The organism is Grimontia marina (assembly GCF_900060185.1).
Classification (GTDB): domain Bacteria; phylum Pseudomonadota; class Gammaproteobacteria; order Enterobacterales; family Vibrionaceae; genus Enterovibrio; species Enterovibrio marinus.
Genome location: NZ_FIZY01000026.1, coordinates 35,303 through 51,329, shown reverse-complemented (window position 1 = coordinate 51,329; position 16,027 = coordinate 35,303). Strand labels below are relative to the sequence as shown.

Here is a 16,027-nt window from a genome sequence, read left to right as displayed (position 1 = left end):
CTGGCGGTTTTTTGTATCTTGCTCTTCCTAGGACCTTTCTTTTCCTATGACCTAGATCCTTCTATCCTAGGCCCTGATCTACTTAAACTTAGCCCAAATCGGCGCGTGGTCGGAGGGTTTTTCAATGCCACGCAGTTCGTAGTCGATACCTGTATCTATGCAATCTGCTGCCAGTGAAGGCGTTGCCAAAATCACGTCGATACGCAGCCCACGGTTATCGTCAAAGCCGCGGGAGCGGTAATCGAACCAGGAGAACTTGTCGTCCACATCTGGGAATTGCTGACGGAAAGTATCTACAAAACCCCAGTCCATGAGGGTTGCCAGCATTTCGCGTTCCTCTGGTTGGAATGAACACTTACCGGTTTTCAGCCAACGCTTACGGTTGACTTCACCAATACCGATATCCAAATCAATCGGGCTGATGTTGATATCCCCCATCACAATCAACTGCTCTCCGTTGCTGTGGGAGGTGTTGAGGTAGGTCATCAGATCTTTGTAAAACTTGCGCTTGGCTGGGTACTTGATTTCATGGGCAATGTTTTCACCCTGCGGAAAGTAGCCATTTAGCACCGTCACTTCACTGCCATCGTCTTTTTTAAACGTTGCCATGATCATGCGGCGCTGCGCATCTTCCTCGTCTGTTGGGAAGCCTTTTTGTACTTTGACTGGCTCTTGTTTACAAAGCATTGCGACACCGTAATGTGCCTTTTGACCATGGAAATAGACTTTGTAGCCCATCGCCTCTAAATCTTCTACTGGAAAAGCCTCATCGTGAACCTTGATTTCCTGCAGACCGATAACATCTGGCTGGTGCTTTTCAATCAGCGCCTGAAGTTGGTGGAGGCGGGCGCGCAATCCATTGATATTAAAAGAAATGACTTTCATGCTGATTTACTTCTCTTTATCTGAAATCCATTGAGTTCTGAACAGTTTATCTGAAAATACAACGACTCGCTGCTTAGATTCAATTTGCTAATCGCGCATTATCTCAATAGTGCAACTATGCTTGTTAAATAAAGAATCTTTTGACACTCAAGATGTTATCAGTTTTTGAGCGAAGGGAGCGCAAATGATGAACACAGTTTCTTTGGTGAAAATGTCAGTGGCTTCACTGATGATGACTTTGGTGGCTGGATGCAGCGAGTACGGTGATTTCACACAAGAGCAGATTTGTCGGGCGAGTCTCGCTGCTGTAAAGGGGAAAAGCCCAACAATCATGACCATAGAAGAAGTAAGGAAAGATCCGGAAACCGAAAGGGAAGTGTTTTTCATTTCTTATAAGCGCCCAGATGATGGAAAGAAATGGCACTATAAATGCCGAATTGTTAGAACCCGCGCTGTTTTGGCGCAGGGCAAAGAGGGAAGGTGGCGCGATCAGGCTCAAGATCCAACGATTAGATTCCAAATAGAAGGCCAGGATCTTCACATTAACGAAACCTTCCCTGATGGAAGCACGGCAATGAATGTCACTTATAGCATCTACATGCTTGGTGGTAAGCCTAGCGAGTCCAATTGAATGTAAAGGGATTATCGTCAGAGTGATTTCACGTTGTTCCAAATATTCGAACGACTCTGACGAATTCCTCCTACGGACTTCTTTCTAACCCTCTCATATACTTTTGAATGATAAATTCAGGAGATTGGATATGGGAAAATTAGTCGAAGGTGTTTGGCATGATGTTTGGTATGACACCAAATCATCTGGCGGGAAATTCGTGCGTGAAGATGCTGGTTTCCGTTCTTGGGTGACGGCAACAGGCGAAGCGGGTCCAACGGGGGATAGTGGCTTTAAAGCAGAATCTGGTCGCTACCATCTTTATGTGTCGCTGGCATGCCCATGGGCACACCGAACGCTGATTTTCCGTAAATTGAAAGGCCTTGAAGAGCACATCACCGTATCTGTGGTGAGTCCTGACATGTTGGAGAAAGGTTGGCAGTTTGATGAGCCTGAGTCGCTTTATGGCTTTAACTACATGCATCAGGTGTACACCAAAGCGAAAGCGGATTACACCGGGCGCGTCACCGTGCCTGTGCTGTGGGACAAGAAAACCGAAACCATTGTCAGCAACGAATCGTCTGAAATCATTCGTATGTTAAACAGCGCCTTCAACCAGGTGACAGGTAATTCGGAAGATTTTTATCCAGAAGCACTGCGCAGCAAGATTGATGAGTGGAACGATTATGTTTATCCAAACATCAACAACGGCGTATACCGCTGTGGATTTGCGACCACGCAAGAAGCGTATGAAGAAGCGTTCGACAATTTGTTCTCCGCGTTGGACAAATTGGATGCGCATTTGGCGACCAGCCGTTACTTGGTAGGTGATCAAATTACAGAGGCAGACTGGCGCGCCTTTACCACGCTGGTACGTTTTGACCCGGTATACGTGGGGCATTTCAAATGTAATCGCCAGCAGATTGCCCAATATGAGCACATCTTCGGCTATCTGAAAGAGTTATATCAGGTTGCGGGTGTGGCTGAGACAGTCGATATGCCATACATCAAGCGTCACTATTACTACAGCCACGCCAACATCAACCCAACCCGTGTTGTGCCAAAAGGGCCAGTGCAGGATTTGACCACGTCACATGGCCGCGAAAGCGTTTAGTTTGCAGGAAAGCAAAAAGCCAGCTCGATGAGCTGGCTTTTTTAATGATGGTGGTGGGAGAAGGATTCGAACCTTCGAAGGCGGAGCCGTCAGATTTACAGTCTGATCCCTTTGGCCACTCGGGAATCCCACCACGAGTTATTCTGATTGTGTGCTGCACTGCGGAAATCTAATGAACATCGCAATGAAGCTGAAAGATGGTGGTGGGAGAAGGATTCGAACCTTCGAAGGCGGAGCCGTCAGATTTACAGTCTGATCCCTTTGGCCACTCGGGAATCCCACCACGAGTTATTCTGATTGTGTGCTGCACTGCGGAAATCTAATGAACATAGCAATGAAGCTGAAAGATGGTGGTGGGAGAAGGATTCGAACCTTCGAAGGCGGAGCCGTCAGATTTACAGTCTGATCCCTTTGGCCACTCGGGAATCCCACCACGAGTTATTCTGATTGTATGCTGCGCTGCGTAAATCAATTGAACATCGCGACGAAGCTGAAAGATGGTGGTGGGAGAAGGATTCGAACCTTCGAAGGCGGAGCCGTCAGATTTACAGTCTGATCCCTTTGGCCACTCGGGAATCCCACCACGTTGTGCGGGGCGCATATTATCAAACGAAGCATGTCTGTAAAGCATTTTTCTCGAAAATGCCGCGCGTTTGCTGGTTTTTTCGGCGTTGAAACGGTTGACTGATAGGAAACGTGGAATTTTACCGCATTTCGAGAATCCAACAGGGGTTTTCTGGGGTATCCAAAAGATATCCCAGAGGCTTTTTTCGCCGACTGCTTGCGGGTAAATCTTTAACGAGATTTACATTACTTTACCGCACGCAGGATAGGCATAGAGTAGACTATCGCGAGTTGTTATTTACGGTTAAAAAAATGAAAAATAAAGTCCTTTTCGCTGCCATTGTTGTGCTTGGCACTGCCGGTTATTTTGCCTGGCAGGGTAAAACCGAAGCCGCGGATAAACCTTTAGCGCGTCCTGCAAGACCCGCTATTGCAGTCGCTACTGCCCAAGTTGAATCGCGCCTGGTTGCGCGAAACCTCTCTTTGATTGGTAACCTAAAATCTGAAAATTCAGTGGTTATAGCGCCTGAAGTGGCTGGAAAGATTGAGGCTATTTATGTGAAAGCGGGTCAGCAAGTGAAAGAGGGTGATGCGCTGCTGACGCTGGATACGGCCAAATCTGAAGCGGCTGTCGATGAAGCTCAGGCGTTTCATAAGGACGAGCTTCGCAAGCTTCGTGAGTTTTCCAAGCTGCACAAGCGTGGCGCGCTGACCAAAACTGAACTCGACGCACAACAGGCGAGTGTTGATGTGGCGAAAGCGCGTCTGGATTCGGCCAAAGCCGATCTGGATGATCGTTTTATCAAAGCGCCATTTAATGGTACGGTCGGTCTGGTGGACATTACCCGCGGTCAGTTAGTGTCAGTTGGTGAAGCGCTGCTTAACCTCGACGATCTTTCCCAGATGCAATTAGACGTGAATGTGCCTGAGCAATACCTGTCAGAGCTGAGCAAGGACATCAATGTTGTTGCAAGCTCCAAAGCCTGGCGTGGTCAGTTCTTCGAAGGTCAACTGACGGCGGTCGACTCGCGTGTTAACAATGATTCTCTGAACCTTCGTGCACGCATTAACATCAATAATGACAAACGCCTTCTGCGTCCGGGTATGATGATGGAAGCGACAATGGGTTTCGCGCCTATGATAAGCGCAGTCATCCCGGTTCAGGGCATCGAGTATTCTGGCACTAAGCGCTTTGTTTATCTGGTGGATGACAAAGGCATTGCTCACCGTACTGAAGTGAAACTTGGCGCACGTATCGATAATCTGGTCACAGTAGAAAGCGGTTTAGAAATTGGCGATCGCATCGTCGTTCAGGGACTGGTGAGCATGCGTGATGGCACCAAAGTGAACGACCTGACGGCGAAGGGTGAGGGCAAGTAAATGTGGCTCTCAGATGTCTCTGTTAAGCGACCCGTTGTCGCGATTGTTCTGAGCCTGCTGCTGCTCGTTTTTGGTATCGTTTCCTTCAGTAAGCTTGCAGTGCGTGAATACCCGGATATCGATAGCCCGGTTGTGTCAGTGATGACCCGCTATGCCGGGGCGTCCGCCAGCATCATGGAAAGCCAGATCACTCAGGTTCTGGAAGACGAGCTTTCCGGCATCAGCGGCATTGAGGAAATTACCTCTGTCAGCCGAAACGGTATGTCGCGTATTTCCGTCGAATTCAATATCGACTGGAACCTGACCGAAGGGGTCAGTGATGTGCGTGACGCGGTCGCGCGTGCACAGCGTCGTCTGCCTGATGAAGCCGACGAGCCGATTGTGTCCAAGTCCAATGGCTCCGGTGAAGCCTCCATTTACATCAACCTTGCCTCGCCGGAAATGGACCGTACTCAGCTCACCGAATACGCGCAGCGTGTGCTGGAAGACAAATTCAGCCTGCTGACGGGTGTAAGCTCGGTGGAGCTTTATGGCGCGCTGTACAAAGTGATGTATGTGCGACTCGATCCCGTGCTCATGGCGGGGCGTGGTGTCACGACTTCTGACATTACCTCTGCACTTCGCAGAGAGAATCTCGAAAGCCCAGGTGGTGAAATTCGTAACGATGTCACCAAGATGACGGTGCGTACTGAGCGGATGTACCAGACCCCGGAAGATTTCGACTACCTTGTGGTTCGCACCGCCAATGACGGTAGCCCGATTTACCTCAAAGACGTGGCTGATGTTTATATCGGTTCACAGAACGAAAACGCGACCTACAAAAACAACGGCGTGAATAACCTCAGTCTGGGTATTGTGCCGCAGTCTGATGCCAACCCGTTGAACGTAGCGATTGCCGTCCGTGAACTGGTGGATGAGTTCCAGCCATTCCTTCCTGAAGGGGCAAAGCTATGGGTCGACTATGATTCCACCGTGTTTATCGAACGTTCGATTGATGAAGTGTACAGCACCCTGTTTGTCACTGGCGCGCTGGTGGTTCTGGTGCTCTACATCTTTATCGGTCAGGCGAGGGCGACACTGATCCCGGCCGTGACAGTTCCGGTTTCCCTGATTTCATCCTTTATCGCCGCGTACTTCTTTGGTTTCTCAATTAACCTGCTGACCCTGATGGCACTTATCCTGGCGATCGGCCTGGTGGTGGATGATGCCATCGTGGTAGTGGAAAACATGTTCCACCACATTGAGAAAGGTGAAACTCCACTGGTAGCAGCATTTAAAGGTACCCGCGAAGTTGGCTTTGCCGTGGTGGCGACTACCGCAGTGCTGGTCATGGTCTTCCTGCCAATCTCCTTTATGGAAGGCATGGTCGGCAAGCTGTTTACCGAGTTCTCGGTACTGCTGGCAATGTCGGTGATTTTCTCTTCAATCGTGGCACTGACGCTGACGCCGGTGCTGGGCAGTAAAATCCTCAAAGCCAATGTGAAGCGCGGCGCGTTCAACCGCTTGGTTGATAACTTCTTCGAGCGATTCGAGAGTGGCTATCGCTCAGCAGTCACCGTCGCTGTAAAAGCGCGCTTTGTGGCTCCGCTGATCATCCTCACGTGTATTGGCGGCAGTGCTTACTTAATGAAAAACCTGCCAGCGCAGTTGGTACCGCAGGAAGACCGTGGCGTATTGATGGCCTTTGTAAAAGGCGCAGAAGGCACCGCATACAACCGTATGGTCGGCAACATGGAAGAAGTGGAACGCCGCTTGATGCCATTGGTTGATAAAGGTGTTCTGACCTCTATCAGCATGCAAGCGCCAGCGTTTGGCGGTATGGCGGGCGATCAGACAGGCTTCGTGATTATGCAGCTTGAAGATTGGGATAAGCGTGACCAGACTGCAGCGCAGGTTCTGGGCGAAGTGCGTAAAGCACTGGGCGGTATTCCGGATATCTTTGTCCGTGCCTTTATGCCGGGGTTCCGCGGTGGTTCGAGCGAGCCTGTTCAGTTCATTCTGGGCGGCCCTGACTATCAAGAGCTGAGCAAATGGGCACAAGTACTGCTGGATGAAGTCAAAGCCAGCCCGATCCTTCAGGGGGCGGATCTGGATTACGCGGAAACCACCCCAGAGCTGGTGGTGAGCATTGACCGCAAGCGTGCGGCTGAACTGGGTATCAGCGCAGATGAAGTGTCTAACACCATGGAAATCATGCTGGGTGGTAAGAGTGAAACCACTTTTGTAGACCGCGGTGAAGAGTTTGACGTTTACCTGCGCGGTGATGAAGTCCGGTTCAACAGCAAAGACGACATCAGCCAAATCTACATGCGTACCCGCAACGGCGATCTGGTGAGTCTCGACACCCTTGCTGAAGTGGAAGAGGTCGCGTCAGCGCAGACGCTTCGTCACTTTAACAAACAGAAGTCGATCACCCTGAAAGCCAACCTTGGTGATGGCTACACCTTGGGTAATGCGCTGGATTTCCTTGATGTCAAAGCGATCGAGTTGCTGCCTGCAGATATCACGATCAGCTATTCCGGTGAGTCGGCAGAGTTCAAAGACAACCAAAGCAGCATTCTGATTGTATTTGGTTTGGCTCTGTTGGTGGCTTACTTGGTTCTGGCTGCCCAGTTTGAAAGCTTCGTGAATCCGCTAGTGGTGATGCTAACAGTACCTATGGGGATCTTTGGCGGTTTTGTTGGCCTGTGGCTGACCAGTCAGGGACTCAATATCTACTCGCAGATTGGCATGATCATGTTGATTGGGATGGTGACCAAAAACGGTATTCTTATCGTCGAATTTGCCAACCAGCTTCGTGACCGCGGCGAACCGTTTGAGAAAGCGATTATCGACGCTTCCGTGCGCCGTCTTCGCCCAATCATGATGACAGCGTTCACCACCATTATCGGTGCTATTCCGTTGATCATCTCGACGGGCGCAGGCTACGAAAGCCGTGTGGCTGTCGGTACGGTCATTTTCGCCGGTATGGCATTTGCCACAGCGGTTACTCTGTTCGTTATCCCAGCGATGTACCGTCTGCTGTCTGTGAAGACGCATTCGCCGGGTTATGTGGAAGCCCAGCTCAATGCGGAGCTAGAGAAATTCAAGCCACACCGCCCAGGCCATGGTGACTTTGAACCGCACTGATGAAAACACAAGAAGAGCAGGTCCAGGTCCTAGAATCCTAGGTCCGCTCTTTCGTTTTAAAGCATCCGTTGGTATGTTTTATTACCATAACCACCAAATAAAAATCGAAGATAAAGGAAGCCAGTCATGTCGGATAAACTGACCCAAGAACAGCAAGATCAGTTGGATGCAGCAACGTTTCGTCGTTTCCTGTCTCATCTGGATAATCACAAAGAAGTACAGAACATCGATCTGATGATCCTTGCTGACTTCTGCCGTAACTGTCTGGGGAAATGGTACAAAGCCGAAGCGGATAATGCGGGTGTTGAAGTGAGTGACGAAGAAGCACGCGAGCGCGTCTACGGCATGCCTTACAGCGAGTGGAAAGCAAACCATCAACTACCAGCGACGGATGAGCAAATGGCAGCATTCAACGCACGCCAGAAAGCGAAAGAAGCTAAGTAAGCCTCAATATCAAAAAAGAAAAGCGCCGATTGGCGCTTTTTTTATGAGGTTTCGCCGGAAAGGTAGATGAAGGCATCGCGGTTTAATAGTTGCGGATACAGCTCTTTCAGCACTTCCATCTTCGGCGCAATCACGCGACGGCAAAAGGGCTTCGATGGATTGCGCCAGAAGTAGTTCTGCTGGCGCGCTGGTGTTGGGTAAAACGCCATCATGGGCACCACTTTGGTGACCACAGGGTTTACGTAATCTGAAGCCGCGCTTGCCAGTGCCTTTGAACACTTATCCATGTGTGCGGCATTGGTTGGATAAATAGCACTCGGGTAGCTTTCCCGAAACGAATGGTTTGAAGTACAAGCGTGCGAGTCCAGATGTACACGGATCACTTCATCTAACGAAATAACCTCTTCGTCGAAGCGAAACAACACCGCTTCAACATGCTTACTGTCTTCCGTGACTAAAAATCCCTGCTCGACATCCGACACGCCTTTTAACGCATTGAAGATGGCTTCCATGCACCAGTAACAAGTACCACTGACGGCAAGATACATATCACCTCCCAATGAACAAGATAGATATACCCAAACTCGCTGAATTCTGCATTTTCAGGTTGTTTGGATATAAAGAGTAGAACCGGATAGAGGCCAATATGCTTTCACATAGTCTAAAATGGGACGTTCCCCTTTTGGTGTTTTTCAATAATAAATTGTCGATAAACGATAATTTATTATTGACCTGTTTTTTGGTGATGGTATCTTAACCCCATACTTTAGGAGAGAGTGCTATGCAGAAAATACAAACTTACAGTCGGAACATCAGAAGGGCGATCCAACTACTGATGTGCCTTTTACCGTTAGGCGCTATTTACTACTGGATGACAGCGCAAACCGACTTGGATTTTATCTCGCGGTTTGGGATTGTTACCGATATGCATGATATCAGTGCCTATACATCAGCGCCGTTGACCTTAGAAACCCGTATTTTTGCCGCTATTGCGAGTGCCTTGCCTATCGGTGTCTTGCTCTACGGTATGGCTTTGTTGGTCAAACTGTTCCGCCGCTATGAATCTGCCGATATCTTCTCGGTAGATACCGCAAACTGCTACCGCATGCTGGGGTTCACCTTTTTCTATTGGGTTCTGGCAAATCTGGCTTTTGGTGGTCTGATATCCGTTATTCTCAGCTTCAATAACCCGCCGGGCGAGCGTGTGCTTTCACTCTCTTTGGGAAGTGTGGATATTGTCACTGTACTCTGTGGCTTTATGATACTGACAGTTGGCTGGGTAATGCGTGAGGCACAAATCATCGCCGAAGAACACCAGCACACGATTTAGGGAAAGCTATGGGAATTACAATCGATCTGGACGTTATGATGGCCAGACGCAAAATGAGGCTCAAAGAGCTGTCAAAACTCGTGGGCGTGACGGAGCAGAATCTTTCAATACTGAAAAACGGAAAAGCAAAGGCAGTAAGGTTTAGTACGTTAGAAAAAATCTGTGAGGTTCTGGAATGTCAGCCAGGGGATATACTGATCTACACTGCTGACGAAATCGCGGAATCTGAATAGACGCGAAATTTGAACAGAAAAGAGGGCTCAAGTGAGCCCTCTTTTCTTAAGATGGGTATCCACCTTACTTAGGGCAATCAGACACTTTTGCGGTCCAGCGACGCCATCACGTGCTCTTTATCTTCGAGGTAGCTGTCCAGACCTTTCTGGCGAAGGTCACAGGCAGGGCAATCGCCACAGCCTTTACCAATCACGCCGTTGTAGCAGGTCAGGGTGTGGTCGCGTACAAACTCCAGCTTGCCGTATTTATCCGCCAGCGCCCAGGTCTCTGCTTTGTTGAGCCACATCAGCGGCGTCTGGATTTCAAGCTCGCGATCCATCCCCAATACCAATGACTTGTTCATCGCCTGTACAAAATCATTACGGCAATCGGGATAGCCAGAAAAGTCGGTTTCACACACACCGGTGATAACAGTTTGCGCACCAAGTTGGTAAGCGTAAATCCCTGCCAGCGTCAGGAACAGGATGTTGCGACCCGGCACAAAAGAGTTAGGTAGGCCGTTTTCCTGAAGCTCATGGGAAACCGGAATGTTGTCACGGGTCAGCGAACTGATCGCCAGTTCATTCAGTAGACCAACGTCCATCACTTTGTGCGAAGTCGCACCCAGCGCGTTCGCAACGTCCCGTGCTACGTCGATTTCCTGTTTGTGGCGCTGGTTATAGTCGAAGGTAATACAATGCACTTCGTCAAACTCAGACAGCGCCTGAATCAGACAGGTGGTTGAATCCTGTCCGCCACTAAAGACGACAACAGCTTTTTTCATGGCTACATCCTTTACCGGAAAGATGGTTTATAGGAGCAGGAGTTTAGCCTAACTGATTGCCCAGCTCTATGGCTGCGTGATAATTGCCTGTCTGTTCATACGTTGAGGAAGCAGTGAAAGTAGGTCTCATCTTCCACATAACCCAACGACTCGCAGAACTTTTGTGCGCCAAGGTTATCTGGGGGCTGCTTTGATTTTGATGCGTCCCTTTCGAGTGAGATCGCTTATCGGTGAAAAATGAAAGCGCACTGAAGTGCGCTCAGTTCTGAAGAAGTAGCTTAAAAACCACATTCAAATAGCTTTCGCCGTCACACAAACATCTCTCCATTCACATAGCCATTTTCAGCATCTGTCCAAATGGTTATGGTTGATTCGTTGAATGTCTGCTCGAAGACATATGCTGATAGTTCAGCCACTTGAGATTCTGAGAGGCCAGCGATCCTCGCCATTTCTGGAGAGATCGCTGTATCAACAGTGCCTTCTTCCAGATAAGACCAGCCTGTGCCAACAAGATTGAAGGTATCTTCATCTTCGCCAAGATAGGCGATAAAGGCGTCCCAATCTTCGACTGTTTCGGTATCAGAGTGGGCCTGAATGGCATAGGCGTTGATGGTCACATTCTGCTCCCCCCAATCTGCAGTGAGTGCCTCAACACCGGTAATCACATTACCTTTTGCAGCAGAGCCTTCCTGTTTGTAGGCTTCTCCGGTGAAGTCGATTTCTTCAGCATACGAAACCTCAAGTACATCAAAGCCGTTGCTGGCGCGGTAGACGATGTCATTCACCCAACCGCTTGAGGTGTATTTGGCTTTTCCAACGAAATCGCTGGCATCGAAAATCATGGTATCGGTCAAGTTACTCCCAATATACGTATCAGCACCAAATCCACCATCCAGATAGTTGTTGTCGCCTAAACGCGCGTCCAAGCGGTCGTTACCGAAACCACCAATTAGGCGATCACTGCCCAAAAAGCCGATAAGCAGGTCGTCACCGTCACCACCTTCAAGATAGTCATCACCTTTACCACCTTTCAGGACATCCTTACCTTCTCCGCCATAGAGCTCATCATTTCCTGAGCCAGCAATTAAAGTGTCATTACCTTGTTCGCCCTGAAGTTTATCGTTACCACCAAAGCCGAACAGTTTGTCATCGCCGCCTTGACCATTGATGTTATTGTCATCAGCCTTGCTGGAAGAAGCGTAAACGACATTATTGCCGGAACCCGCCTCAAGGTGTTCAAATCCCTCTGCGCCCATAAAGAACGTTCTGTCGTCGGATCCAATGTACAGCAGGGTATCTTCGCCGCTCCCCCCAAGATATTGGGTGTCTTCTGCGTCAGCGACTATCAAATCGTTGCCATCTCCTCCGTCTAGGCTGTCTGCTCCTTTGCCGCCAATCAGCAGATCATTCCCCCCATTTCCAGCAAGCACATCATCTCCGTCTGACGCATCAATCACATCACGTCCTTCACTGCCTGATATATCGTCTGTCAGTAAGGAAGGGGCATAGTCATTGAAGGAGCGCACCACGTCTTCGGCGTCGAGGAGTTGTCCACCCAGAAGAATTTCCTCAATGCCGGTTGGGCGGCCACCAAAGTAACCTTTGATGGAGACACTACCTCCGTAGTTAGAGCCTTCCAGGCCTTTAATGATCAGGTGTTGTGAGTTCGAGGAACCTCCTCGCGAAATCGAGACATCGGCGGCTGAAAGGTTAGACATGTCTAGGCGATCAACATCTTCTTCACTACCGACGTCGGCAATTTCGTCATTGCCCGTGTCTTTACCCATTCCTGAATAGGTATCAGAGCCACCCTTACCTTCCATTCTGATCCCACCGTTGACAGTCGGTGCTGAAGAAATTGATTCATCTTCTTTGGTGCCCTCTAACCGTTCAGTAAGATTCGTACCGACCAATGCGTTGTCGTGAATCCTTATGCCACTGTCCCCATTTTGAAAGTCTTTCACGGCGAAAATAGCCCCAAAGTTCTCCTGCTCAACAAAAACTAGATCATTTCCCAATTTTACGGCAGCAAGGGGTAACCCGCCAAAAACATAGGCATTTACGGATTGATAGAAATCGATCCCTTCACTGAAATGAGTTTTGGTTAGACTGATGCCGCTCAGTTCGATACTGGCATTCAACCCTGTTAGCCAACCATCCCCACCATCGAAAGAAAACTCAACCTTACCCGACTCATCTGAATCGTAGATATAGTCAATGGAATTCAGGACATTGGTGTTTTTATAGTAGGCGCTGGATGCATCGCTGTAGCGAATAGCCGTGGTTAGAGCACTGTCATAGTTTTGCTCCACGGAAATGTAGTAGGTGTCGTAGCCGTCACCACCTTGCAGGTAATCGTTCACACCGTCATTGGCATTCGCCCGTTCTCCATCTCGACCGCCGATTAAGATGTCCCTTCCTTCACCGCCATCGAGTACATCAGTGCCTTCATTTCCGGTAATAAAGTCATTGCCATCTAGTCCAGTCAACTGATTATCAAATTCGTTTCCTGTGATGAAGTCCTGTTTGTCGGTGCCTATTGCGTGTTCAAATTCATGGATTATGAAATGACTTCCGGATGACTTTCCCAGTGAGACGGTTCCCTGTTCCAGATTTATAAATGTTTGGATTAGAGAGTTAGCTTCTGGATCAACGAAGGCCACTGTATCTTCACCGCTACCTCCCCAAAATTCATGTTCTGTGGAGGTGTGCCCAAGGGCAGTGAAAGGCCGGAGTTGCACTACATCGTCGCCCTGTCCCATGAAAGCAATAATGGGAGCAATGTGATAGCCCGATGGCGTGTTGAGCAGATCATTGGCTGAGTCAAATGTCATTTTGACCGAAAAACTACCATTGCTTGATGCGGGTATACCATCAAAGGCAATGATGTCTGCGCCCGTTATCTCGTCTTGCTCCTCACCTCTGTTGACAATAACTTTGTCGATTCTCTTCATGTCAACAAGGAACTGTTTTCCGTTCCCGTTTGTATAGACCACGCTATTTGTTTCAACGCCTATGGCTCCCATGTTGATTAGATTGTTGCCTCCTTGAATGTTGACGGTATCGCTATCCAAACCTGTATCAATAGTATTGGTGCCAGAGATAAGATTTATCGTGTCTTGACCTAGTCCCGTATCGATGATGTCGTCGTAGGATGAACTTACAATAGTGTCATTGCTGATGCTCCCCGAAACAATGACGCCTTTGGTCGACGAGGAAAAATCAGCTTCAAGTGGTTCGAATCGTTGGATACCAAGATCCTCTACTATTCGAAGCATCTCCACCAATATTGCATCTTTAGCATAATCAAGAGCCAAAGAAGCCCCAACGGCAACACCTGCTGCACCAGCAAATGCTAACGCGCTAGAGCCAAACGCAAATATGACAAGGGTACCTGCTGCGAGAGCAAGGCCATCAGTAGGGATAAGGCTGGAAAGTTCACCTGCGATCTCTTCTTTGACCCGATCAACCTCTTCTTGGTTTGTAATATTCCCTTCTTCATCAATGTGTTGGTAAAGCTTTTCAACGCCATCTTTAATCTTGCTCATTTTTTTGGCTAAGTCTGGATGACCAGCTTTCTCTAACCTGTCCTTTACGTCATAGAAAAGGTCGATAAAGTCCTGAGCAGTGCGAATGATAGTTTTTGTTGTAGACATGCTTTTAGTCCCTTTGAATAGATACACAAGTTATCTAATCCAAGGAGCGGAGAGATTTTTGTCACTAAAGTAAGAAGCGGGATTTACTACCAAATATTTGGTTGTAAACAATAAAAAAGCGCACCGAAGTGCGCCTTGATGAGCTGAAAAAAGCGATTTCTGTCACCCAAACTTCTTCAGGTATTCCAGCGTTGGTGCAATATCACCAATGTTTGCGTTCACCCATTCTTCATTGAAATAGGTATCTAAGTAACGTTCGCCACTGTCGCAAAGCAGGGTGACGATGGAGCCCTTTTCACCGCGTGATTGCATCTCTTCTGCCAGCATCAATGCGCCATACAGGTTAGTGCCTGTTGATGCACCCGCTTTTCGGCCAAGAATGTTCTCCAGCCAGTGCGCCGTGCCGACACTGTCGACATCTTTGATGGTTTCCATACGGTCAATCACGCCTGGGATAAAGCTTGGTTCAACGCGAGGGCGGCCGATACCTTCGATTTTTCCGCCGCGATCCAAAGTGAGTGACTGGTCACCGGTTTTGTAGAAATCATGGAAAACCGAGTTTTCTGGGTCAACCGCCATCAATTGTGTGTGTTGGCAACGGTAGCGGATGAAACGGCCGATGGTGGCTGAAGTACCGCCAGTGCCCGGGCTCATGACAATCCAGTTTGGCACAGGGTAACGCTCGTACTTCATCTGACTGAAAATGCTGTTGGCGATGTTGTTGTTACTGCGCCAGTCGGTGGCGCGCTCGGCGTAGGTGAATTGGTCCATGTAATGGCCATTCAGTTCCTGCGCAAGGCGGCGTGACTCTGCATAGATTTCGTCAGAGCGATCTACAAAGTGGGCTTCGCCGCCGTAGAACTGAATTTGCTCGATTTTCTTTTTCGCTGTTGTTCGCGGTACTACAGCGATAAAACGAAGGCCAAGTAAGCGGGCGAAGTAGGCCTCAGAGATGGCGGTGCTGCCAGAAGACGATTCAATGATGGTGGTGTCTTCTTTGATCCAGCCATTACACAGTGCGTAAAGGAAAAGGGAACGAGCAAGACGGTGTTTCAGGCTGCCAGTCGGATGAGTACTCTCATCTTTCAGGTAGATGTCGATCTCCGGGAAGTACGGCAGATCCAGCTTGATCAGGTGGGTATCCGCTGAACGTTGGAAATCCGCTTCGATTTTACGAATTGCGTCGCAAACCCAGTGTGAGGAATTAGCAGGGACGTTTACTTCAGTCATCATTGGCTTACTTCATAATAATCAAGGTTATACCAACAATATAATCCTAGATGCGAAGTAAAGTTTTGCCATTTTTCGCCTAAATGTCGCTGGTTATGGAAATTCATTCTATTATTGGCGTCGAAAAAGAAAATATTTCTCTCTACTGTCTTTGGGGGGGATTTTTCGCCTCTTATCGCGGAAATGGTAAAGCAGTCATGACAATTTCACTGGATAATGTAGATCGCCAATTGTTAGATTGGTTACAACGCGACGCATCATTGTCGCTTTCAGATCTGGCCGAACGGGTAAACCTCACTACCACGCCTTGTTGGAAACGTCTCAAACGTCTTGAAGAAAGTGGCATCTTGCAAAAGCGTGTCGCCCTTCTAGACCCTGAAGCGTTGGGGCTCTCGTTCACGGCTTTTGTCCAAATTAAAACCTCAAACCACTCTGAAACCTGGTACCGCAAGTTTGTGGATGTCGTTACCCCTTTTGCTGAAGTGATGGAATGCTATCGCATGGCGGGAGAATACGACTACATGTTAAAGGTGCAGGTCGCAGACATGGCGGCGTTTGACCGCTTCTATAAAAAGCTGGTGAACAGTATTGATGGCCTGACCAACGTCACGTCGACGTTCGCGATGGAGCCATTGAAATACACCACCGCGTTACCGCTCTAAAAAGACTCAGCAAACAAAAGCTTGAG

General features: G+C 48.7%; 13 protein-coding genes and 4 tRNA genes. 8 read left to right on the top strand and 9 right to left on the bottom strand.

What is annotated here, in order from left to right; genetic code table 11:
• Positions 1-78: 78 nt before the first annotated feature.
• Entirely contained in the window at positions 79-885 is an 807-nt protein-coding gene (gene xthA / locus GMA8713_RS14250; protein ID WP_062711091.1) for an exodeoxyribonuclease III, read from the bottom strand.
• A 184-nt stretch (positions 886-1,069) separates the two neighbouring features.
• On the opposite strand from xthA, the gene GMA8713_RS14245 reads away from it, so the two are divergent.
• The gene (locus GMA8713_RS14245) at positions 1,070-1,516 is read left to right on the top strand and encodes a hypothetical protein (protein ID WP_232314445.1); all 447 of its coding nucleotides are present in this window, start codon (positions 1,070-1,072) and stop codon (positions 1,514-1,516) included.
• 130 nt (positions 1,517-1,646) lie between these two features.
• Complete coding sequence (locus GMA8713_RS14240) at positions 1,647-2,609, top strand: glutathione S-transferase family protein (RefSeq protein ID WP_062711088.1); 963 nt, start codon at positions 1,647-1,649, stop codon at positions 2,607-2,609.
• Positions 2,610-2,657: 48 nt separating this feature from the next.
• Here GMA8713_RS14240 and GMA8713_RS14235 read toward each other — a convergent pair.
• From GMA8713_RS14235 to GMA8713_RS14220, 4 genes are all read right to left on the bottom strand, one after another.
• A tRNA-Tyr gene (locus GMA8713_RS14235) sits at positions 2,658-2,742 on the bottom strand.
• Between the two features lie 65 nt (positions 2,743-2,807).
• Positions 2,808-2,892, bottom strand: a tRNA-Tyr gene (locus GMA8713_RS14230).
• Between the two features lie 65 nt (positions 2,893-2,957).
• Positions 2,958-3,042: transfer RNA gene (locus GMA8713_RS14225), tRNA-Tyr, on the bottom strand.
• A gap of 65 nt (positions 3,043-3,107) precedes the next feature.
• Positions 3,108-3,192 (bottom strand) — tRNA-Tyr (locus GMA8713_RS14220).
• A gap of 293 nt (positions 3,193-3,485) precedes the next feature.
• Between GMA8713_RS14220 and GMA8713_RS14215 the strand changes: the two genes are divergently transcribed.
• The 3 genes from GMA8713_RS14215 to GMA8713_RS14205 all read left to right on the top strand — a co-directional run bounded on the left by GMA8713_RS14215 (position 3,486) and on the right by GMA8713_RS14205 (position 8,126).
• Positions 3,486-4,553, top strand: coding sequence for an efflux RND transporter periplasmic adaptor subunit (locus GMA8713_RS14215; RefSeq protein WP_062711085.1), 1,068 nt, complete (start codon positions 3,486-3,488; stop codon positions 4,551-4,553).
• Positions 4,554-7,682, top strand: coding sequence for a multidrug efflux RND transporter permease subunit (locus GMA8713_RS14210; protein ID WP_062711082.1), 3,129 nt, complete (start codon positions 4,554-4,556; stop codon positions 7,680-7,682).
• Positions 7,683-7,808: 126 nt separating this feature from the next.
• Positions 7,809-8,126, top strand: a complete 318-nt coding sequence (locus GMA8713_RS14205) for a DUF1244 domain-containing protein (RefSeq protein WP_062711079.1) — start codon at positions 7,809-7,811, stop codon at positions 8,124-8,126.
• A 41-nt stretch (positions 8,127-8,167) separates the two neighbouring features.
• On the opposite strand, the gene GMA8713_RS14200 is transcribed toward GMA8713_RS14205, so the two are convergent.
• A complete protein-coding gene (locus tag GMA8713_RS14200; RefSeq protein ID WP_062711077.1) occupies positions 8,168-8,674 on the bottom strand; it encodes a peptide-methionine (S)-S-oxide reductase in 507 nt (168 codons plus the stop codon).
• A 233-nt stretch (positions 8,675-8,907) separates the two neighbouring features.
• Here GMA8713_RS14200 and GMA8713_RS14195 point away from each other — a divergent pair, with 233 nt between their 5' ends.
• Complete coding sequence (locus GMA8713_RS14195; protein WP_062711062.1) at positions 8,908-9,456, top strand: DUF2975 domain-containing protein; 549 nt, start codon at positions 8,908-8,910, stop codon at positions 9,454-9,456.
• Positions 9,457-9,464: 8 nt separating this feature from the next.
• Complete coding sequence (locus GMA8713_RS14190; protein WP_062711059.1) at positions 9,465-9,689, top strand: helix-turn-helix domain-containing protein; 225 nt, start codon at positions 9,465-9,467, stop codon at positions 9,687-9,689.
• Between the two features lie 77 nt (positions 9,690-9,766).
• Here the strand turns inward: GMA8713_RS14190 and queC are convergent, their stop codons facing one another.
• The 3 genes from queC to GMA8713_RS14175 all read right to left on the bottom strand — a co-directional run bounded on the left by queC (position 9,767) and on the right by GMA8713_RS14175 (position 15,342).
• Positions 9,767-10,453, bottom strand: a complete 687-nt coding sequence (queC, locus tag GMA8713_RS14185) for a 7-cyano-7-deazaguanine synthase QueC (protein ID WP_062711056.1) — start codon at positions 10,451-10,453, stop codon at positions 9,767-9,769.
• A gap of 308 nt (positions 10,454-10,761) precedes the next feature.
• Positions 10,762-14,109 (bottom strand): calcium-binding protein, encoded by a 3,348-nt coding sequence (locus GMA8713_RS14180; protein ID WP_062711052.1) that lies wholly within the window; start codon positions 14,107-14,109, stop codon positions 10,762-10,764.
• A 162-nt stretch (positions 14,110-14,271) separates the two neighbouring features.
• Positions 14,272-15,342, bottom strand: coding sequence for a PLP-dependent cysteine synthase family protein (locus GMA8713_RS14175; RefSeq protein ID WP_062711049.1), 1,071 nt, complete (start codon positions 15,340-15,342; stop codon positions 14,272-14,274).
• 194 nt (positions 15,343-15,536) lie between these two features.
• Between GMA8713_RS14175 and GMA8713_RS14170 the strand changes: the two genes are divergently transcribed.
• Positions 15,537-16,001, top strand: a complete 465-nt coding sequence (locus tag GMA8713_RS14170) for an Lrp/AsnC family transcriptional regulator (protein ID WP_039850363.1) — start codon at positions 15,537-15,539, stop codon at positions 15,999-16,001.
• Positions 16,002-16,027 lie beyond the last annotated feature (26 nt).